The organism is Aromatoleum bremense, from assembly GCF_017894365.1.
Lineage (GTDB): Bacteria > Pseudomonadota > Gammaproteobacteria > Burkholderiales > Rhodocyclaceae > Aromatoleum > Aromatoleum bremense.
On the sequence record NZ_CP059467.1, the window covers coordinates 2,689,232 to 2,709,536 of the forward strand.

At 67.2% G+C, this 20,305-nt stretch carries 14 protein-coding genes; 8 read left to right on the forward strand and 6 right to left on the reverse strand.

All coding sequences use genetic code 11. From position 1 onward, the window contains the following. Positions 1–210: 210 nt before the first annotated feature. The 3 genes from pbN1_RS12710 to pbN1_RS12720 form a co-directional block, all read right to left on the reverse strand. Positions 211–801 carry a hemerythrin domain-containing protein gene (locus pbN1_RS12710; protein ID WP_169203964.1) on the reverse strand — a complete coding sequence of 197 codons (591 nt, stop codon included), beginning with the start codon at positions 799–801 and terminating at the stop codon, positions 211–213. A 238-nt stretch (positions 802–1,039) separates the two neighbouring features. Then, on the reverse strand, positions 1,040–1,477 hold the full coding sequence (locus pbN1_RS12715) for a DUF4399 domain-containing protein (protein ID WP_210147489.1): 438 nt from the start codon (positions 1,475–1,477) through the stop codon (positions 1,040–1,042). Between the two features lie 55 nt (positions 1,478–1,532). After that, positions 1,533–1,961, reverse strand: coding sequence for a DUF4399 domain-containing protein (locus pbN1_RS12720; RefSeq protein WP_169202745.1), 429 nt, complete (start codon positions 1,959–1,961; stop codon positions 1,533–1,535). Positions 1,962–2,270: 309 nt separating this feature from the next. Here pbN1_RS12720 and pbN1_RS12725 point away from each other — a divergent pair, with 309 nt between their 5' ends. Continuing rightward, positions 2,271–3,422, forward strand: a complete 1,152-nt coding sequence (locus pbN1_RS12725; protein ID WP_169202746.1) for a formylglycine-generating enzyme family protein — start codon at positions 2,271–2,273, stop codon at positions 3,420–3,422. Positions 3,423–3,470: 48 nt separating this feature from the next. Here the strand turns inward: pbN1_RS12725 and pbN1_RS12730 are convergent, their stop codons facing one another. Beyond that, entirely contained in the window at positions 3,471–5,534 is a 2,064-nt protein-coding gene (locus tag pbN1_RS12730; protein WP_169202747.1) for a serine/threonine protein kinase, read from the reverse strand. A gap of 683 nt (positions 5,535–6,217) precedes the next feature. Between pbN1_RS12730 and pbN1_RS12735 the strand changes: the two genes are divergently transcribed. The 7 genes from pbN1_RS12735 to pbN1_RS12765 all read left to right on the forward strand — a co-directional run bounded on the left by pbN1_RS12735 (position 6,218) and on the right by pbN1_RS12765 (position 18,736). After that, the gene (locus pbN1_RS12735; RefSeq protein ID WP_244856946.1) at positions 6,218–8,146 is read left to right on the forward strand and encodes an HD domain-containing phosphohydrolase; all 1,929 of its coding nucleotides are present in this window, start codon (positions 6,218–6,220) and stop codon (positions 8,144–8,146) included. Between the two features lie 53 nt (positions 8,147–8,199). Beyond that, on the forward strand, positions 8,200–9,621 hold the full coding sequence (locus pbN1_RS12740; RefSeq protein ID WP_244856947.1) for an efflux transporter outer membrane subunit: 1,422 nt from the start codon (positions 8,200–8,202) through the stop codon (positions 9,619–9,621). An 89-nt stretch (positions 9,622–9,710) separates the two neighbouring features. After that, positions 9,711–12,200 carry an FHA domain-containing protein gene (locus pbN1_RS12745; RefSeq protein WP_169202750.1) on the forward strand — a complete coding sequence of 830 codons (2,490 nt, stop codon included), beginning with the start codon at positions 9,711–9,713 and terminating at the stop codon, positions 12,198–12,200. After that, positions 12,178–13,551, forward strand: coding sequence for a beta-barrel domain-containing protein (locus pbN1_RS12750; protein ID WP_169202751.1), 1,374 nt, complete (start codon positions 12,178–12,180; stop codon positions 13,549–13,551). The genes pbN1_RS12745 and pbN1_RS12750 overlap by 23 nt, the downstream gene beginning before the upstream one ends. A gap of 34 nt (positions 13,552–13,585) precedes the next feature. Beyond that, complete coding sequence (locus pbN1_RS12755; protein WP_011236755.1) at positions 13,586–14,338, forward strand: peptidylprolyl isomerase; 753 nt, start codon at positions 13,586–13,588, stop codon at positions 14,336–14,338. A gap of 16 nt (positions 14,339–14,354) precedes the next feature. Then, a complete protein-coding gene (locus pbN1_RS12760) occupies positions 14,355–17,420 on the forward strand; it encodes a peptidase domain-containing ABC transporter (protein WP_169202752.1) in 3,066 nt (1,021 codons plus the stop codon). Continuing rightward, entirely contained in the window at positions 17,417–18,736 is a 1,320-nt protein-coding gene (locus pbN1_RS12765; RefSeq protein WP_169118599.1) for a sigma-54 interaction domain-containing protein, read from the forward strand. The genes pbN1_RS12760 and pbN1_RS12765 overlap by 4 nt, the downstream gene beginning before the upstream one ends. 35 nt (positions 18,737–18,771) lie before the next feature. Here pbN1_RS12765 and pbN1_RS12770 read toward each other — a convergent pair whose 3' ends face one another. Together pbN1_RS12770 and pbN1_RS12775 are read right to left on the reverse strand one after the other, a co-directional pair. Next, entirely contained in the window at positions 18,772–19,536 is a 765-nt protein-coding gene (locus pbN1_RS12770) for a PP2C family protein-serine/threonine phosphatase (protein WP_169202753.1), read from the reverse strand. Positions 19,537–19,969: 433 nt separating this feature from the next. Further along, a complete protein-coding gene (locus tag pbN1_RS12775; protein WP_169202754.1) occupies positions 19,970–20,260 on the reverse strand; it encodes a hypothetical protein in 291 nt (96 codons plus the stop codon). Between the last annotated feature and the right edge of the window lie 45 nt (positions 20,261–20,305).

The following is a 20,305-nucleotide window of genomic DNA, read 5'->3' on the forward strand; positions in this document are numbered from 1 at the left end:
TCGTGCGGCCAAGCATTTTGCGCTCCGCGCACCCCTTCCCCCGTCCCTCCACCCTCGTTTTCCTCATGCCGGCAGCCGCGATCCGGGTTGGGAACGGTGGCGCTGCGTCCGTAAGCGCGTGATGTGAACGCGACGAAAGCCGCGGCTGTGTGGAAATCCGCGGCTTTCGGAATTGTGCGGCGACGCACGGGGAATCGTCGCCGTGGTCCGTCAGGCGTGATGGTGACCGCGCTCGAACACCTTCTTGACGAGGTATGCGCCCGCCACGGCGGCACCGGTTGTCATCAGCAGCGTCCCGGTATGCATCGTGCGGACGCCGTTCATCGCGATCTCGCCGGCATGCGGGGCGGACAGTTCGAGCCGGCGTTTCATCATCTCCGCGCCGAGTTCCGCGAGCCGGTTGCCGAGCAGGCGTTCCGCCTTCGGCAGCATGATGGTCTCTTCCTCGGCCGCGTGATGCAGCACGTCGCGCATCAGGCTCATGAAAGTCTCGTCGTATTGTGGGTCGGTCGGCTCCATGCCGCGCAACTGCGCGATCAGGCGCCGCATTTCCTCGTGCTCGCTCACGGACTTGTCGACCGTCGCGCTTTCGGCCATCGCCTGCCGCATCGCCGGGTAAAAGATTTCTTCCTCGAGCTGGGCGTGGATCTCGAGCGACAGGCACGCGCTGTTCACGAGCGCCTTCTTCGTCTGCGGCGAGGTGTCGGTCTCGTACTGATGGAAGACCGACAGCACGTGCGAGTGGTCGGTGCGGATCATGTTCGTCGCACTCGGAGAGAGTTTGCGCATCAGCGGGTTCATGGACTGGCCTCCGTCAAAAGTTAGGGCTGCAGTCGACGACAGCAAACGCCGTTCCCGCGCCGGGGCGGGCGCCGGAGCGGTGAGCGGCAACGGGGCGGGGGCGATCGGGGGTTGGAATGCGAGCGTGTTCCCTCCTCGTCCCGGCGGGGCGCCGCGGGGTAAGTCTTACAGGAGTTTGTAGATATCGGTACGGACGCGTCATGCCCGGGCTGCCGTATCGCGCTCCGGGGCGATCTGCTCACCGCACGGTGATCGTGATCTTCCTCGAATATACCGGCGGGTTGTGCGGGACGTGCTTGTCGTCGCCCATCAGCAACTGCAGCGTGTGCCTGCCTGGAGGCAGTTCCAGTGTCGTTTCCGTTTCCCCCGCACCGAAATGAAGGTGGTTGCGGTCGGAGGGAATTTCCTGGTCCGGCGACGGCAGATCGGTGTCGATCAGCAGATGATGGTGGCCGGTATTCGGAAAGCTCACGTCCTTCGGCGCGACGCCCATGTTGCGCAGCCCGAACCACACTTTGAACGGCCGTCCGGCGGGCAGGACCTGGCCATCGTTGGGCCAGCCGATGTAAAGATAGGCATTGGGCGGCGCAGCGGTGCTGCCGGCGATGGCGCCCTGGGCGAGCAGCAGGAACGCGGTGGCGGCGGCGATGAATAGCTTGTGCATGGGCTTGTGCATGGATCGGCTCCCGGTCTTGTCGGAAGATCAAACTGGAACTCCGGGCGTCACCCGGTCAGGGCACCGTGATCGATATCTTTTTCGAATATATGGGGGGGTCGTGCGGTTCGTGGTTGTGATCGCCCATCAGCAGCTGCAGCGTGTGCTTGCCGGGCGGAAGCTCGATGCGCGCCTCGGTTTCGCCGGCGCCGAAATGCACGTGATTCCGGTCCAGCGGAATCTGCCCGTCGGTGGAGAGTTCGGTATCGATGAGCAGGTGATGATGGCCCACGTTGGGCAGTTCGACGCCTTTCGGGCACACGCCCATGTTGCGCAGCCCCATGCGTACCCACAGCTTGCCGCCACTGATGACGGCGCCGTCCGGCGGCCAGATGATGTAGGCCTCGGCATCTTTCGGCGATGGTGTCCCCGCCGCGGAGGCAGGCGCGGGCCCGATTGCCATGACGACTGTTGCTATCGAGGCAAGAATGATTTCCCTAGACATGTTGGGCATCCTCCCCAGGAAACATGCGGGGTAAACGTCGGGGTAAACGCGGAGCGAACGCTCGTCGCGTTCGCTCCGACCGACCTGATCGCCACCTAAGATTAGGACGGAAGTTGGCCGAAAGATACATATAATGAATCGGGACATGGTTGCCTCCTGGCTTGGCGCGGGGCCTCGAAATCCGGTGGGTCATGTCCGGAAATATGTCCTGCTCCGTGCGGCGCATTCCCGTGCGAAGCGTATTGAATCCAGCTCCGGAGCTGCGTTGCGGGAGCTGCACCTCCACTACGGGACAAGCGGGGTCTGCACGTGTGGCGAGAACTTCTCATCGTCGGGGTGTTCGGGGCGTTCGCGTCCGGATTTGCCCAGGGCGCGACCGGCGCCGGTGAATGGAGCGCGCAGGCGGCGCCCGCCCAGCTTGCCGGAATCCTCCCCAAAGATAGCGCGGAGCAGTACGAGCTGACGTTCTGGGAGTCGATCAAGGACAGCGAACATGCGAGCGACTACGAGGCGTACCTGAAGGCGTACCCGAACGGACGTTTCGCACCTCTCGCCCGCGCCCGCATCGAGCGGCTGCGAGCGGCTGCGCCAAAAGTCGAGCCGCCGCCGGCCCCCCGCGCGACTCCGCCCGCAGCGGAGCGCGCGCGGCCTGCGCCGGCTGCTCCCGCCGCGCCGGAGCGACCGCGCGCGGCACCTGCTCCTGCAGCGCCGGCGCCGGAAAAACCTCCGGCCGCAGCGGCGCGTCCTGTCGAGATCAAGGATTGCCCCGCCTGCCCGGTGATGGTCGGACTGCCCGGCGGCGGGTTCGTCATGGGAAGCAACACCGACGATCCGTCGGAAAGACCGGCGCATCGTGTCTCGATCGCGCGGCCGTTCGCGATCGGCAAGTACGAGGTCACGAACGAGCAATGGGACGCCTGCGTCGCAGCCAGCGCGTGTCCGCAGCTGGCGAGGGAGGAGGGTGCGGCGAAGAACGCCCCGGTGCGCGACCTGCACTGGGACGATGCCCGGACCTATGCAAAGTGGTTGAGCGGTGCCACCGGCAAGACCTACCGGTTGCCGACCGAGGCGGAGTGGGAATACGCGATCCGCGGCAGCACGACGACGCGATACTGGTGGGGCAACCAGATGGTCGGCGGCAACGCGAACTGCAAGGGATGCGGCGAGCCTTGGCGTGAGGGCGGCCCGGCGAATGTCGGCTCGTTCCGCGCCAATCCGTACGGCCTGCACGACATGAACGGAAGCGTCTGGGAATGGGTCAGCGACTGCTGGCACAGCTCCTACAAGGGGGCGCCGGCCGACGGGCGTTCCTGGGATGAACCGGATTGCCGCGTGCGCGTGATACGCGGCGGGTCATGGCGCGAAGGAGCCGACTACATGCTGTCGTCGACCCGCTTCAAGTACGGTGCCAGCGTGCGGCACTCGCAGAACGGGTTCCGCGTCGCGCGCGACGTCGAGTAGCGATCCGGGGCATTTCGGCCTGGTCCGGCGCATCGCCGCCTTCACGAATCAGGGTACCCGTGCGCGCGTCGTGATCTGGATGAAGTCCGCCGTGATCTTGTCCTGCCCGTGCTTCGCGGCGATGTCGCGCAAGCTCTTGTCGACGGCGCGCAGATAATCCGATCGCGATTCCGATTCGGGGCGTAGCCCGTCGAAAAGCGGCACCGGCGTGACCAGCAGCACGATCAGCTCGGTGCCGAAAGGCTTCGAAATCGTCCATCCGGCCACCGTGCCGATCGTCGCGCTGTAACGCGGTGGCGCCCGGTTGGCTTGCGCCCGCCGGCTCGGCACGAGATGGACGACAGTGCCGTCGAGGACGTAATAGTCGACATGGACGTACGACTCGTAGGCGGGAGTCGTCACGTCGATGATCAGCGAGTCGCCTTCCGTCAGCGCGGCGCCGCCCGCCTGCATGCGGATCGAAGCCTCGCCGCCGGCCTGCCGGTTCTTCGCCCAGTAAGGCGCGAACGTTTCGATCACGCTGCATTTGTCGGCGCTGACCTGCTGCACGTCGGTATTCAGCGTCGTCACGCCGGGGATCGCGGTCAGCGCGTCGCGCAAGCTTGCGAGCCCGAAGGTGGCGGGCAGGTAGCCCTGCACTTGCAGCGTGTTGCCGCTGCTCGACGCCGCCAGCGCCGAGCAGGGCACTTTCGCCAGCACCGGCGTGACCGATGCCACGGACAGCGGCGGGATCGCGGCGGGCGGTGCGGGTTCGGGTGCCGAGAATTCGCCTGGGGGGGCTACGGCCGGAGGAGGCGCCTCTTGCGGTGCGCCGGCAGTGGCGGAGGGAGCTTCGCCCTGTGCGACCTCGGCGGGTGTCCGATCGTAGAGAAGCGCGATCGCGACGAGCGCAGCAGCCACCGCCGCTGCAATCCCCGCCGCGACCGGCAGTGCGACGCGCTGCTGGGGTTTCATCCCGGCGAGGAATTGCGCGACGCTGGGGGTGCGGGTTTCGCGGTCGAACGACAGCGCGGTGCGCAACGTGCGCCACGCTCTGGCCGGCAGATGTTTCGGCCGCGGCGGACGCAGTCCCGCATTGCGCGCCTGGGTTGCCGGCAACTGCCCGAACGGATGCGCGCCGGTCAGCAGCTCGTAGGTGATGCAGGCGAGCGCATAGATGTCGTCGCGCGGGTCCGGTTCGCGGTGTTCGAGGATCTCCGGGCTTGCGTACGCTGGCGTCAGGCCGCCGAGGCTGCCGGCGTCGAAGACCGTCGCTTCGGCCTCCTCCTCGGAGCGGCGGAAGACCCGCGCGATGCCGAAGTCGATGACCTTGACCGGACCCTTGTCGGTGAGGAAAACGTTCGCCGGCTTGAAGTCGCAGTGGACGAAGCCGTGCTCGTGCGCGTAGGCCAGCGCGTTGGCCATGCCGGTGATGATCGGCAGCGCTTCTGCGTACGGCATGCCGCGGAAACCCTGCGCGCGCAGCACCCGGCTCAGCGGCTTGCCGGACAGGTACTCCATCGTCAGGTACACCATCGATCCGTCGCGGTCGAAGTCGTACACCGCGACGATGTTCGGGTGGGCGAGCGCCTGGGCTTTGCGTGCCTCGCGCTGCAGCGCGATCAGGGATTTCGGATGGCCGCGGAACTGGACGTTGAGGACCTTGATCGCGATATACGGGTTCCGGTCGGAAGCTTCGAGCTTGCGCAGGTCGAGCGCCTTGTACACGGTGCCCATGCCGCCGAAGCCCAGGCATTCCTCGAGCAGGAAGCGGCCATTGACCGTGTCTCCGACGCCTTTGATGCGATCCGGTTCGGACGGCGCGGTACCTGCGGCGGGGGCGTGAATGCCGGAAATCCCGGAAACATGGGCTCCCGGAGCGAGCTGCATGCGCGTCTGGTCGTCGTTCGCGTCCTTGTGCCCCGTGCCCGTGAGGTGCTCGATGCGCCGATGCACTTCGGCGTACACGTCCGGCGGCAGCGGCAGCTTCGTGTGCTCTTCGCTCAGGACTTCGAGGAGTTTCGCCTGGTCGGGCTCGTTCGTCGCCAGCACGCGATCGACCTGCGCGAAAAACTCGTTGGGAGACAGACCGCCGCTGCGGAAAGCGTGAATCGCGTGCGAAAGACTAGCCATCTGCTTCCCCTCGGTCGGTCAGGAGTCTTCCGGGCTCACGTTCGCGCCCGGTCGGGATTACGAGGATCAGCCGGGCGATGCTGCGGGTTGGTGGATGGGCGCGCATCGAAGCGTAGTGTCGAACAGGGAGAACGATCGCGACGTCACCCTGCACGAGTTCGTCAATCGAAGTGTCTTTAAAAAATATAGTTCATCCGCGCCCGCTTGGCGGGTGCCCAGAGCGTGATCGGGAAGCGCCACGGTCGCAGAACGCGGCCTTTCCAGCCAAGTGTTCTGGCGCGGCAAACAGATTCCCTGAAATGTGTTCGATGAAAACCACTTCCGCTCGACGCGGGATCCGCTGAACGGTCGCGGAAGACTTCCCTTTTCCGGGAAATAAAACGCTTTTTCCAAGCGTTCGAGGGATTTTCCGGGTGCCGCCGATGAGATGGCACGCTCCGTGCAACAGCTCTGCCGAGCCTGCGAAAAGTGTTCGAGCGCACTCGGCACCGCAGCAGGGACTTCGGGAGAAGCTGCTTGAAAATCTTGACGCTCGGCGATCTGCCCGTGACCCGAGGATGGGCGTTTTGACGAAAGAGCGGGCGAGCGGCTTCGAGGGTTTTCGCGGTCCGGTTTGCCCGGAACCGGTATTTTCATCACGAGTCAAAGTTAAGCGATCGTCCGGCGCACGCGGGAGGGTGGGAATGCGAAACACAGTGGCCGTTCCCGAGTCACCAGGCCCGGTGACCGCGTACCTCGAAGTCACCGCAACGGGCGAGGTGTTCCCCCTCCATGACGAAGTGGTGATCGGCCGGGATCCGCAGGATTCGCTGGCCGAGGGACGTTTTCTCTGCATCCCCGAACACACCATCAGCCGCCGTCACGCGCGCGTGTGCCTGAGCGGCGGCGAGTATTTCATCGAGGACCTGCATTCGTTCAACGGCACGTTCGTGCTCGGCAAGCGCTTGCGCCCCGGCGTCTGGCATCCGCTGCACGACGGCGACGAGCTGTCGATCTCGTCCACGCAGCTCGCGTTCCATTCGCTGCTCGTGCCGCCTCGCGACAGCGCGCCGGCCGTGATCCGGCAGACGGTGGACGCGACCCAGTATGCCAGGCCACTCGAGGGACCTCCGCCGCAGAGCGAGGACGGCGACGCGCAGGGGGTGATCCGCAAGCTCCACGCGATGGCGCAGGTCGGCATCGCGCTCGGCGCCGTCACGAACTCCGCCACGCTGACCGAGAAGATCATGAACCTGATCTTCGAGCTGTTTCCGCGCGCCGAGCGCGCCTTCATCCTGCTGAGGAAGAACGAAGGCGAGGCGCCGGTGCCGGTCGCGGCGCGCTGGCGCGACGGCACCGTCGAGGACCCGGAGCAGCTGAGGATTTCTCGCACTATCGTCGACGAGGTGCTAAACAGGAAACTGTCGATTCTCTCCGTCGACACGCTGGCGGATCGCCACTTCGGCTGCCAGGAATCGATCGTTGCACAGGACATCCGGAGCGTCATGTGCGTCCCGCTGCTGCTCGAGGGCGAGGTGCTGGGACTGATCCAGCTCGACACGTCTTCGGATCCCTACGCGTTCAAGGGCCAGGATCTCGAAATGCTCACCGGCGTGTGCGCGGAGATGGCGGTCGCGCTGAAGAACTTCCAGCTGTACTCGGATATCGAGCGCCTGCTGGAAGGCTTCGTCCGCGCCTCGGTGCAGGCGATCGAGGAACGCGACCCGGTGACCGCCGGGCACTCGTTCCGCGTCGCGCACTACGCCGAGAACCTCGCCCGGGCGGTCGACCGCGCCGACGAACCCGAACTGCGCGGCATCGCGTTCTCCGAGGACCAGCTGCGCGAGATCCGTTACGCGGCGCTCTTGCACGACTTCGGCAAGGTGGGCGTGCGCGAGCATGTGCTGCGCAAGGAGAAGAAGCTCCACCACGCCGAGATGCGCCTGCTCGAACAGCGCTTCAAGTACGCGTGCGCGTGTCTCGAGCGGCAGGCCTACCGGAAACTGGCCGAGCTGCACTGCGAGCGCGAACTCGGCATCACCGCGTTCCGCGAAGAAAAGCGCCGCCTCGAACAGGATCTGCGCGAGGAGGTCGCGCGCCTCGACGAATTCCTCGCCGCGATCCGCCGCGCCAACGAGCCGGCGATCTCGTACACCGAGCGCTCGCACGAGCTCGACCGCCTCCTCGGCTGCACGGTCGACGAAGTGGACGGGGTTTCCGTGCCGTTGCTGAGCGACAGCGAGTTTGCGGCGCTCAGCGTGTCGAAAGGCTGCCTGACGGCCGAAGAGCGCAAGCAGATCGAAGCGCACGTCGCCGATTCGTATTCGTTCCTGATCCTGATCCCGTGGACGCGCGACCTTGGTGGCGTGCCGGCGATCGCCCACGGCCATCACGAAAAGCTCGACGGCTCCGGCTACCCGATGGGGCTGCGCGGCGCGCAGATCAGCATCCAGACCCGCATCCTGACGATCTCGGACATCTATGACGCCCTGACCGCCGGGGATCGTCCGTACAAGAAGGCGATGTCGCTCGAGCATGCGCTGGACCTGCTGGATGCCGAATGCCGGGCGGGACGGCTCGATGCGCGGCTGTTCAGGGTGTTTGTCGAAGCGAAGGCGTGGGCCGCGGCCTAGGCCGCGGAGCGCGAACTTTTCCCGTGGAAAGTGGAGACGCAATGGACCCGTCAATGTCGATGTCAAGGCCGTGCGGGCGGGCGCTGCCGCTGCTGCGGGCGTTGCTGGCCGGCTCGCTGGCGCTGCTGCTCGCGAGCTGCGCGGGCGTGAAAGTGCCCGAATACCAGCGCCCCGACACGCCCGGCAAGGCGTCATGGTCGCGTCCCGCGGTGTCGGCGGCCGACACGATCGCGCCCGACTGGTGGCGGGAGTTCCGCGATCCGACGCTCGACGAGCTCGTCAACCGTGCGATCGCCGGCAACTTCGACGTCAAGATCCTCGCTGCGCGCATCCAGGTCGCCGAGGCGCAGATCGGCGAAGCGCGCGCCGGTGCGCTGCCGACCCTCGACGTCGGCGCCGGCGCGAGTTTCGAGAAAAGCACCGGACAGAGCTTCCGCAAGCAGTTCAACCTCGGCACCCAGGTCAACTGGGACATCGACATCTGGGGCAAGGTCGAGAAAGGCGTCCAGGCGCAGACCGCCGAATTCCACGCGACCGAAGCCGACTGGCGGGCGGGATACCTGACGCTGGTCTCGGACGTCGCGACGACGTATTTCCAGATCCTTCAGCTCGACGAGCAGATCGACCGCCAGCAGCGCGCGCTCGACCGCAGCCGGCAGATCCTCGCGACGTTCGAGGCGATGCTCGGGCAAGGCCTCGTGCCCCGCACGCAGGTGCTGCGCCAGCGCGCCGAGAACAACGCGCTGACCCGCGATCTGCTCGAACTGCAGCGCGCCCGCGGCCTCGCCGGCAACGCACTGGCGACGCTGCTCGGTGTGCCGGCGGGCGAATTCACCGTGCCGCCGGGAAAACTGCAGGAGCGCGTCGGGCTCCCGGCGGTGCCGGCCGGGCTGCCTTCCGAGCTCCTCAACCGCCGCCCCGATATCGTCGCCGCCGAGTTCCGGCTGCTCGAAGCCTACGACCTCGTCGGGCAGGCGCGGCTCGCGCAGCTGCCGTCGATCAGCCTGACCGGGCGCGGCGGCACGTCGAGCTTCGCGCTCGGCGATCTGCTGAAATCCTTCACGTTCGGCTTTCTGCCGAGCATCAACATCCCCGCGTTCGACCCGAGCATCAAGGCGCGCCTCAAGACGACCGAGGCCCAGACCAAAGTCTTCGAGCACGAGTACCAGCGCACCGTGATCGCCGCGTTCGAGGAAGTCGAGAACGCGCTGACGAACCTCGACGCCCACCGCCAGCAGCGCACCGAACTGCAGCAGCAGATCGACCAACTGCAGATCGTCGCCGCCCAGATCCAGGCCCAGCTCAGGGAAGGGCTCGTCTCCCAGCTCGAAGTGTTCGAGACCGAGCGCTCGCTGCTCGCGGCGCAGCTCGCGCTGCTCGCCAACCATCAGCAGATTCTCGCCGACACGGTGACGCTCTACAAAGCGCTCGGCGGCGGCTGGCCGACCGTCGAGGTCGCGAATGTCCGGCGTTGAGCACGCAGATGAGGAAGTGCCCATGGGAAAACGGGAAAGCCCGGATCAGCCACGCGAAAGAGGTCTGTTCATGACGTCCGTGTTGTCGCATGAGTGACGCGGGGGCGTTCGTCGCCGTGACGCCGACCGTTGCCGGACAGGAGCGCAACGTGCTCCTGCAGGCGGTGTCGCGCCCGGAGCTGGGCGACATCCTGATCGAGGAGTCGCTGTTCGCGATCGGGCGCAACGAGCCGCCGTTCGCGACGTACGACAAGGAGATCGTCGCCGAGCTGTCGCGCCGCCACGCGCGGGTGTTCTGGGAAGCGGGCGAGCTGTACGTCGCCGACCTCGGCAGCAAGAACGGCACGAGCGTCAATGGCGTCGCCGTCGGCGAGAGGCCTTCCGCGCTGCGCGACGGCGACGAAGTCTGCTTCGGCGGCGTGCTGTCGTATCGCGTCCGGCTCGTGGCGCGGGCGAAGAAAGTGCAGCGGGCCGGGACGCTGCTGAGCCTGACGCTGACCCCCGAGCGCGACGACCTGCTGCTCGAACCGGTCGTCATTGCCTCTTTCCCGTTCCTGATCAGCAAGATCGACGACGTGATCGCGCGCTACAAGAGCGCGTACCCGCATCAGGTGAATTATATTTCGCGTCGCCATGCGCACATCTTCCTCAAGGGCGGCGCGCCGTTCATCGAGGATCTGGGCAGCACGAACGGCACCTTCGTCGGCGGCACGCGTCTCGACGAGCACGCCGTGGCATTGCACGACGGCGACGTCGTCGCGTTCGGCGGCAATCACTTCGTGTACCGCGTGAGCCTGCAGCACGAAGCCGAGACCGAGCCGACGGTGACCCGATTCACCCCCGCTGCCACTGCTGCGGAAGACGATCCGGGCAACCCGGACAGGACGATGTTCATTGCGGCGCCCGACTCGTTCCTCGACATCTTCTGCATTTCCCCGCCGCCGCAGCCGGACGAAGTCAATGACGAGGCGGCGCAAGCCGGCAGCCCGGTGCCGCTGGCGCGGCGGGAGCGCAGCCGGACCCTGCTCTTCGTGCGCGAACTGGGCAAGGCTTTTGCCGGCGGCGACCGAGGGACGGTGAAACGGATGCTGCGCTGGGGCATTCCCCTCGTCGCGCTGCTCGTCGCGGTCGCGTTCGGCTTCTACCGCGCCGGCAGTGCGGAACGCGAACTCGGGCGCCTCGTCGCCGCAGGCGACTTTGCGCGCGCCGCAGCGGTCGCCGACGCGTATCTCGCGAGCCATCCGGACGATGCGGCGCTGCAGGCGCTCGGCACCGAGGCGCTGCTGAAGGCGACGCTCCCCGAGTGGGTCGGGAACCTGCAGGTGCGCGCGTTCGACCGCGCTGCGGCGCTCGTCGCCGACATGAAGGCGCAGGCCGCGCACAACGCCGACGCGCAGCCGCTGCTCGCCGAGCTCGAGTGGGTCGGCGAGCTCGAGCGGTTCGTCGTCGAGCGCGGCGGCGTGGACGCGCCGATCCGCATCTACGCCGACGAGGAGCGCATCGGCACGCTGCTGCAGCGCTGGCACGCCGATACCCGCACCCGCCAGCGCGCGCTCGCCCGCGTCGCGGCGCACGTGCCCGAGTTCAGGGACGTCCATGCCGAAGTGCTGACCCATCTGCGTCGGCTCGAAAGCGACGAATCGGTGTATCTCGCTGCGATCGAGCGGCTCAATGCGGGCATCGCGGCCGAACTCGACGCCGGCCGCGCCGAGACGCTCGACGCGTTGTTGAACGACTACGCCGGGAAGTACCCGCGGCTCGCCGGCCTCGACGCCGTGCGCGAGGATCTGCGCCAGTTCGTCGAGCTCGACCGGGCGCTGCAGGCGCGCCGCCTCGAGCCGCTGATCGCGCTGCTCGAGAAACTGCAGTTCTCGACGCCGCCTTTCCGCCAGCATTTCGCCAGGCTCGGCGAGACGCGCCTGCCTTCCGGGGAGGTCGTGCGCCAGCACCAGGCGGCCGCCCGCGCGTGGCGCGAAGGCCGGGGCGAAGAGGCGCTTGCCGGCCTGCAGCAGATTTCCGCGGGGCCGTGGGCGGAGGTCGCCGCAGCCGAGCTCGCACGCAAGAAGACCGTGCTGCAGCAGTTCGGCGCGCTGCAGCAGGCGCGCGGCGACAAGGGCTACGACGAGCGGCTGCTGATGTTTCACGCCTCGCTCAACGAGAGCGAGGACGCCTATTTCATCCGCGCGACCGGGGCCGACGTCGCCGCCTACCGGGACCAGGCGCTCGCGCACGCCAACGGCCTGCTGGCCCGCGCCACGGCGCAGTGGCGCCAGTACCGCAGCGCCGGCGGGATCGGCGGCGAGCAGCGGCTGGAGTCGGGCATCTCCGGCACGTTCCGCTCGCAGGCCCGGCTGCTCGCCGAGGCGCAGTCCGCGGCACGACAGGGCGCGCGGATCCATAAGATGCTGAAAACGCAGATGGGCGAGCAAGCGGTCGCGGTCCAGGCCGAGATCAACGCGGAAGCCGAGCTGCAGCGGCAGTCGCTGCAGGAGCTTCACAGGGTGCTGGAGCCGGGGCTGCTCAAGGCCAAGCTGGCGCTGATCGGAGGGCAGAGCGATGAAGAGCGAAAATCACCTTAAGCCGCTGACCGAGGCCCTCGAGGATCACAGCGCCGAAGGGATCGCGATCCTGATCGCCGAACCGTCGCGCTTCGGCCTCGCTCTCGTCGCCGCCGTCCTCGGGCTGGTGCTGTCCGCGCTGGTGTGGTCGTTCGTCGGGCGCGCCGACGTGATCGTCACCGCGCACGGCGTGCTCGCGCCCGAATCGGACGTCCGGCGCGTCTATGCGCCGATCGACGGCGAGCTCGCCGACATCTACATGGAAGCGGGGCAGCCGGTGTCGCAGGGCGACGTCCTCGCCCGGCTCAATGCACGCGGAGCGGTCGAGGCGGCGACGCACGCGCTCGAGGCGCAGCTCAAGCTCGAGGACGCCGAGCGGGAGTGGAAGCAGTTTCCCGAACGCAAAGCGCTGCTCGAACGCAAGGTCGCGGCCTTGAAGCAGCAGATCGAAGCGGCGCTGCAGCTGCACGAGCGGCGCACCGCGGAAGGCACGACGAAGCTCGCCGAAGCCCAGCGCGCGCAGCTGCAGCAGGCGCGCAGCGAGCTCGACAACGCGCGGCGCATGCGCGACAGCACTCGCCTGGAGCTCGACCGCTTCCAGCGGCTGTTGGCGCTGCCCGGCGGCGGCGGGGTGTCGGAGCTGCAGGTCGAAGCGAAGAAGAGCGCGTATCTGGCGGCGGAAAACGCGCTGCGCGTCGCGCAGTCGCGGCTCGGCGAACTGGACTTCCGTCTGAGCCAGGAAACCGCGCGGGCGACGGTCGAGCTCGAAAGCGGCGACCAGGAGCTGACGCGGCTGCGCATCCAGTACGACGCGGCGGCGCGCGAAATCGCGAACGAGGAGGACAAGCTGCGGCTGCAGCTGCAGACCGCGCGCCTCGCGGCGAACGCGGCCGAACGGATCCGCTTCGAGAACATCGACAAGGACAACTTCCTGCTGATCATTGCGCCGGTGTCGGGCGTCATCACCGACGTCGCCTCGACGCAGCCCGGCGACAAGATCCAGGCGAACACGCCGCTCGGCGGCATTGCGCCGAAGGACGCGCGCGCGGTGCTGAAGATGGACATCGCCGAGCGCGACCGCGCGTTCCTGCGCGAAGGGCTGCCGGTGAAGCTCAAGTTCAACGCGTTCCCGTACCAGCGCTACGGCCTCATCGACGGCCGGCTCGAGTTCATCTCGCCGGCGACTTCGCCCGCCGCGCAGAGCAAGGAGCCGGTCTACGAAGGCCACGTGACGCTCTCGCGCGATCACTACGAAGTCGCGGACACGCGCTACCCGGTGCGCTACGGGATGACGGCGACCGCGGAGATCGTCGTCCGCGAGCGCCGCCTCATCGACCTCGCGCTCGATCCGTTCCGCCAGATCAGCGGCTGATCCGATCCGGGCGCTTACACAAGGAGCACACCAGATGACCGCGATAGTGCGAATCGACGACGAATCCATCGGCAGCGGGGAATTCGTCCGGATCCTGAAGCTTACCGGGCGCTTCGACAGCCTCATCGACGAGATCGTCCGCGACCGGCTCACCGTCCATGCGGCGAAGAAGCAGGGCGTCGCGGTGTCGGCCGACGAGATCCAGGAGCGCGCCGACCAGTTCCGCCGCGTGCTGGGGCTGCACCGGGCGGCCGACATGAACCATTACCTCGACGCGCGCGGCGTGAGCCTCGACGAGTTCGAGGCGTTCATCACCGACAGCCTGTACCAGGAAAAAATGATGCAGCGCGTCTGCAGCGACCAGGCGGTCGAAGAATACTTCCAGCTCAACTCGCCGAAGTTCGACAGCATCGAGGTCAGCCACATCGTGCTCGAAACCGAGGGCCAGGCGAAAGAGATGATGTCGCTGCTCGCCGAGGACCCCGACAGCTTCACCGAGCTCGCGCGCGAGCACTCGATCGCGGACACGCGCGACGATGGCGGTTTCATCGGCAAGGTGATGCGCGGCTCGCTCAAGACCGAAATCGAGGCCAAGGTGTTCAACGCCGCGCCCGGCGACCTGCTCGGACCGTTCGCCGCGCCCGACGGCGCGTTCTACGAGATCTTCCTCGTGAATGCGAAGAACCCGGCGCGGCTCGACGAAGAGACCGCGGCCGAGGTGCGGCGCCTGCTGCGCGAAGGCTGGCTCGCGGCCCGGGCGCAGGATCACGTCATCGAAATGCGTTAGTCCCGTCGAGGTGATCATGTCCACGGACGCCCCACCGAAACTCGATTCCCTCGCCGATTTCCTGTCGTCGGTGGAACTGCTGTCGCCCTTCACGCGCGACGAACTCGAGCAGCTGGCCGGGCAGGCCCAGCCGCGCTTCCTCGCGTTCGGCGAAACCGTGTGCAACGCCGGCGAGCCTGCCGACGGCGTGTTCGTGATCCGCGCAGGCTCCGTGCGGGTGTTCGCCGACGAGCACGGCAAGGAAATCAGCCTCGGCGTGCGCAAGGCGCGCGAGACCGTCGCCGAGATGGCGATGCTGCGCGAGTACCGGCACGAATTCTCGGCGCGCGCGTCGACGAAGACCGAGCTGCTGCTGATCCCGCGCCAGGCGTTCGAGCCGGTCCTCGCGAAGAACCCGGCGGCGCAGGCGTTCGTCACCAGCTATGTCGCGATCGGCTCGGCCGGCGGCGTCGTCGCGCGGCTGTTCGATCTGCGCGGCAAGGTCGATAAGGCCGAACTCGAGGAGCTGGTGCGCAGCGTCGGCGTCAAGCGCGTTGCGGCCGGCCGGGAGATCCTCAAGCAGGACGCGCGCGACGACCGCCGCCTGTACGTGGTCCGCCAGGGCGAAGTACGCCTCGTGCGCACCGAGCAGGGCAGCGAGTACCCGCTGGCGACGCTCGGCCACGGCGAGATCTTCGGCGAGAAGGCGTGCCTGATGCGCCAGGAACAGGTCGCGTCGGTGGTCGCGGTCGTCGATACGACGCTGCTGGTGGTCCCCGAAAAATCCGTCCACCAGATCCTCGAGCGCAATCCGAAGCTGCGCGAGGTGCTCGAGGAGCGCATCCGCTTCGTCGAACGCGAGCTGCAGCGGCAGAAAAAGCTCGCCGAACGGCGCAACCTGCGCGTCATGCTCGACCTGCAGTCGAAGCCGGAGCTCGGCGAGCGGCTGATCCGACGCTTCCCGCTCGTCGAGCAGGCCGAGGAAATGGACTGCGGCGCGGCGTGCCTGGCGATGATCTGCCGCCACTACGACATCCCGATGACGCTCGGCAAGCTGCGCGAACTCGCGAACGTGACGACACAGGGCGCGACGCTCGACAGCCTCGCGCGCGCCGGCGAATCGCTCGGCTTCACCACGCGCGGCGTGCAATGCACGTTCGACGCGCTGCTCGGCTTCGAACTGCCGTTCATCGTGCATTGGGAGGGCTACCACTACGTCGTCGTGTATGGCGTCTCGAAGCGGCAGGTGTGGGTCGCCGATCCGGCCGTCGGCTTCAGGAAGATCGCGATCGAAGAGTTCGAGCGCGGCTGGAGCGGCACCTGCCTGCTGTTCACGCCCGGGCAGAATCTCGCGCAGCTGACGGTGTCGCGCTCGCCGTGGCTGCGTTTCGTCTCGTACCTGCGGCCGTACAAGAAGATCCTCGCGCACCTCGTCATGGCGACTTTCGTGATCCAGGTGCTGGGCATCGTGCCGCCGCTGATCATCCAGAACATCCTCGACGGCGTGATCGTGCACGAGAACGTCAGCCTGCTGCACCTCCTGATCGCCGGACTCGTCATCACCAACCTCTTCACGCTGCTGATGTCGGGCATCCGGGCGTTTCTCGCGAATTTCATGGTGCGCAACATGGACTTCGCGATGATGTCGCAGTTCTTCAAGCACACGCTGTCGCTGCCGTTCTCGTTCTTCGCCAAGCGCAAGACCGGCGACATCTTCGCACGCTTCCAGGAAAACCAGACGATCCGCGCGTTTTTGACCGAATCGACGGTCACGACGGTGCTCAACCTGCTGATGGTGTTCATCTACTTCACGATCCTGTTCCTCTACAACGTGAAGATGACGCTCCTGCTGCTCGCGTTCGTCATCCCGATCATGGCGCTGACGGTGCTCGTGACGCCGAAGATCAAGAACTATGCGCGCGAAGTGTTCACCACCTCGACCGACGCCAAAGCCTTCCTGATGGAAGCGCTCGGCGGCGTCGAGACGGTCAAGGGCATGGGCATCGAGCGCCCGGTGCGGCTGAAATGGGAGAAGAAATACGCGAAGGCGCTGGAGGTGCAATACCGCGCGCAGCGCTTCAACGTGCTGGTCGGCGTCGCCAGCCAGGTGCTCAACGCCGCGACGACGATCGCGATCCTGTGGGTCGGCGCGTCGCAGGTGCTCGCGCACCAGCTCACGATCGGTCAGCTCATCGCGTTCAACGCCTTGATGGGCAGCGTGCTCGCGCCGCTGATGGGGCTGGTCGCGCTGTGGAGCCAGGTCAATGACGCCGGGGTCGCGATGGAGCGCCTCGGCGACGTGCTCGACATGGAGCCGGAGCAGCGCCCGGAAGAGGTCGCCTCGCGCGTCGTGCTGCCGGACCTGCAGGGTCACATCGCCTTCGAAGGCGTGTATTTCCGCTACGGCGGCGACGAGACGCCATACGTGCTCGAGAACATCAGCTTCGAGATCAAGCCCGGCGAGCTCGTCGCGATCGTCGGCCGCAGCGGTTCGGGCAAGACGACGCTGGCGAAGCTGCTCGTCGGCTTCTACCCGCCGACCGACGGGCGCATCGTCGTCGATGGCTACGACATGGCGACGATCGACAAGGAGTACTACCGCGCGCAGGTCGGCTACGTGATGCAGAGCAACCTCTTGTTCTCCGGCACCATCGCCGAGAACATCGCCAGCGGCGACGAGGCGCCGGACCGGCGGCGCATCGAGGAGGTCGCGCGCATGGCCGACGCCCACGCGTTCATCCGCAAGATGCCGCTGGGCTATGAGCAGATCGTCGGCGAGCGCGGCGTGGGCCTGTCCGGCGGTCAGATCCAGCGCCTGTGCATCGCCCGCGCGCTGTACCACGACCCGCGCCTGCTGGTGTTCGACGAGGCGACTTCCGCGCTCGACACGCAGTCGGAGAGCAACATCATCAGCAACATGCACGACATCCTCGCCGGGCGCACCGCGGTCGTCATCGCCCACCGGCTGTCGACGATCATGCGCGCCGACAAGATCCTCGTGCTGTACGAAGGCTCGATCGTCGAGCAGGGGCGCCACGACGAGCTGGTCGATCGGCGCGGCATGTATTACCAACTGGTGCAGAAGCAGCTGGCGGCGGCATGAAGATCCTGACTCCGGGGTTGCGCGGCAGTGCGGTGATTTCGTACGCCGGGCTGCTCGAGAAGATCGAGATCCTGCGCTCGACGCTGCGCTGGGCGCCGACGCTCGCGCGGCCCGAGATCGAGAAGCTCTTGCGGCAGGCCAACGCGGTGCGCGACGAGGTGATGCAGCTGTCGCACAAGGAGCGCTTCGTCGAGGCGGCCGCGGCCGAAAGCGTGCGCGTCGAGCGTACGCCGGGCGCGCGGCGGCGGGCGCTGCTCGAGCGCAGCTTCGTCTTCGAAGGCGCGTTCGGCGACAACCCGCAGCTCCTGGAGGCGCTCGAAATCGCCGAGAAGGCGGCGCCGACCGACCTGCCGGTCCTCATCGACGGCGAAAGCGGCACCGGCAAGGAGCTGATGGCGAAAGTGATCCACGCCAACGGCTCGCGCTCCGACAAGCCCTACATCTCGGTCAACTGCGGCGCGATCCCCGACAACCTGCTGGAGTCCGAGCTTTTCGGCCACCGCAAGGGCGCGTTCACCGGCGCGGTGAGCGATCGCAAAGGCAAGTTCGAAAGCGCGCACACCGGCACGATCTTCCTCGACGAGATCGGCGAATTGCCGCTGTCCGGGCAAGTGAAGCTGCTGCGGGTGCTCGAATCGCACGAGATCCAGCGCGTCGGCTCCGACGAGCCGATCGCCGTCGACACCCGCATCGTCGCGGCGACGAACCGCAACCTGCGCCGCCTGAGCGAAGAAGGCCGGTTCCGCGAGGACCTGTTCTATCGCCTCGGCGTCATCCACGTGACGCTGCCGCCGCTGCGCGAACGCCGCGACGAGATCCCGCTGCTGTTCGCGTTCTTCGGCGACGAGGCCGCCGCAGCACTCAAGCGCCGCCCGGTCCGCATGACGCCGCGGCTGCGGGAGTTCCTGCTGGACTATCCCTATCCCGGCAACATACGGGAGCTGCGCAACATGATTTACCGCGTCTCCTGTCTGGCCGGGGAGACCGCCGACCTGCAGCATCTGCCTGCCGATATCCGCCCCGATGCGACGCGGTCGGCACCGGCAAATGCGGCGGCCGCGCTGCCGGCTGCGAGCGACGCGTCGGCCGCGACGGCAGCCGCGATATCGCTCAGCGACGCAAAACGTGCCGCCAGCGATGAGGCCGAGAGGCTGTTCCTCGAGCGGGGCCTGCAGCAGGTCGGCGGCACCGTCGCGGAGCTTGCGCGGCGCTGCGACATGAACCGCTCACACCTGCAGACGCTGCTGAAGAAACACGGCATCCGCTCGAAGGACTTCCGCCACCGCCCGCCGTCCCGCGGCGACGAGGGCCGCTGAGCGGGCAGCCTGAGCGACTACTTGCCCGCACCCCGTCACAGTGCGGGGTTGAGCATCGTCATGTCGGCGCTGCAGGAATCTTCGGCGCGCACGACCACCGCGGTGATGTTGTCGCGCCCGCCGCCTTTCAGCGCGAGCTCGACCAGCGTGTCCGCCGCCTGCGGGCAGTCGCCCGCAGCGAGCGCGTTGGCGATGTCCCGCTCGCTCGCGTAATTCGTCAGGCCGTCGCTGCACAGCAGGAAGATGTCGCCGTCGACGACCGGCATCGAGCCTTCGTCGAGTTCGAGCGTGTCGAGGGCGCCGACCGCGCGCGTGACCAGGTTCTGCGCGGACGCGAGCGCTTCGCTGTCGACAAGGCCCCGCGCACGGAGCTCCTCGGCGTGGCTGTGGTCGTGGCTCAGCAGCATCAGCCGGCCGGCGCGATAGAGGTAGATGCGGCTGTCGCCGGCCCACAGGTACGCGCAGAACGGCCCCCAGCCGAGCATGACGACGACGGTGCTGCCGATGATCGGGACTTCGCGCATGGCCGCTTCCGCACGAAGCTGGCGATTGACGGCCTGCAGGCGCTGTCGCGCCGTGGCGATGAACCTCGTCAGGTCGGCGCACGGGGCGAGACCGTCGATCGCCGACACGATCATGCGGCTCGCCAGCTCGCCCGCGTCATGCCCGCCCATGCCGTCGGCGACCACCCACAGGCCGCGCTCGGGGCGGTCGAGGAAGGCGTCCTCGTTGACATCGCGGACCAGGCCCACGTGGCAGCGGGCCGCTGAGGTCCAGCGGATCCGGTCGGCAGGGGGCACGAGGGGTCTCGCCGCCGGCAGGTCGCCGGCTATTCGTGTCGGTCCGGTGTCGATTCGCGGGCCGGGCGCTTGCGGCCGCTATTGGAACAGCAGGGTCGGCACGGCGCGGCGCGGTGCCTGTTCCGCCGCAGCGGGGCGAAAAGCTGCGCGGGGTGCTGCGCGCCCGCCCCTCGAACGTCCGCCCAGGCGGGCGCCTCCGCTGATCGCCCGCATTGCCTCGCGGTCGAGCGCCGTGTTTTCCGGCAAATCCCTGATAACTATGGTGGCCATGGTGTGTTCCTCGAGATTCGTGGTTGGAATGACGATCGCCCGATGCCCCAGTATAGGTCACCGGCGCGACCTGTCCGGAGCGGCATCGCCGCGGTGGCGACGGAAGCCGCAAGGCCTCCGCCGCCGCGTGCGGTGATGCTCCGGTCGCACATCACCGCGGCGTCTACCGCTTGAAGTTGATGGCTGTCTGGGTCGCGGCGACGTTAATGGCCGCATTGGCAGCCGAATTGTCGATGTCGATCACCTGGATCTGATTGTTCATTTGATCCGCGACGAAGATGTTGTTGGTCTGGTAAAAGTTGGTGACAGCGCCGAAGCGGGACGACGCGTGCCCGATATAAGGGCTTATCCATCCATAGACCCACGGCGCGCCTCCCCGACCATTGACGCAGGACATTGTCTTGCGGTCCAGGGTAAGGTCGGTCCGCAGGTCCTTGACGGTGATGGCAGCCATGATGTGCCTCCGGTGCAGCTTTTCTCGAATCCGGTGGAGGCCGTG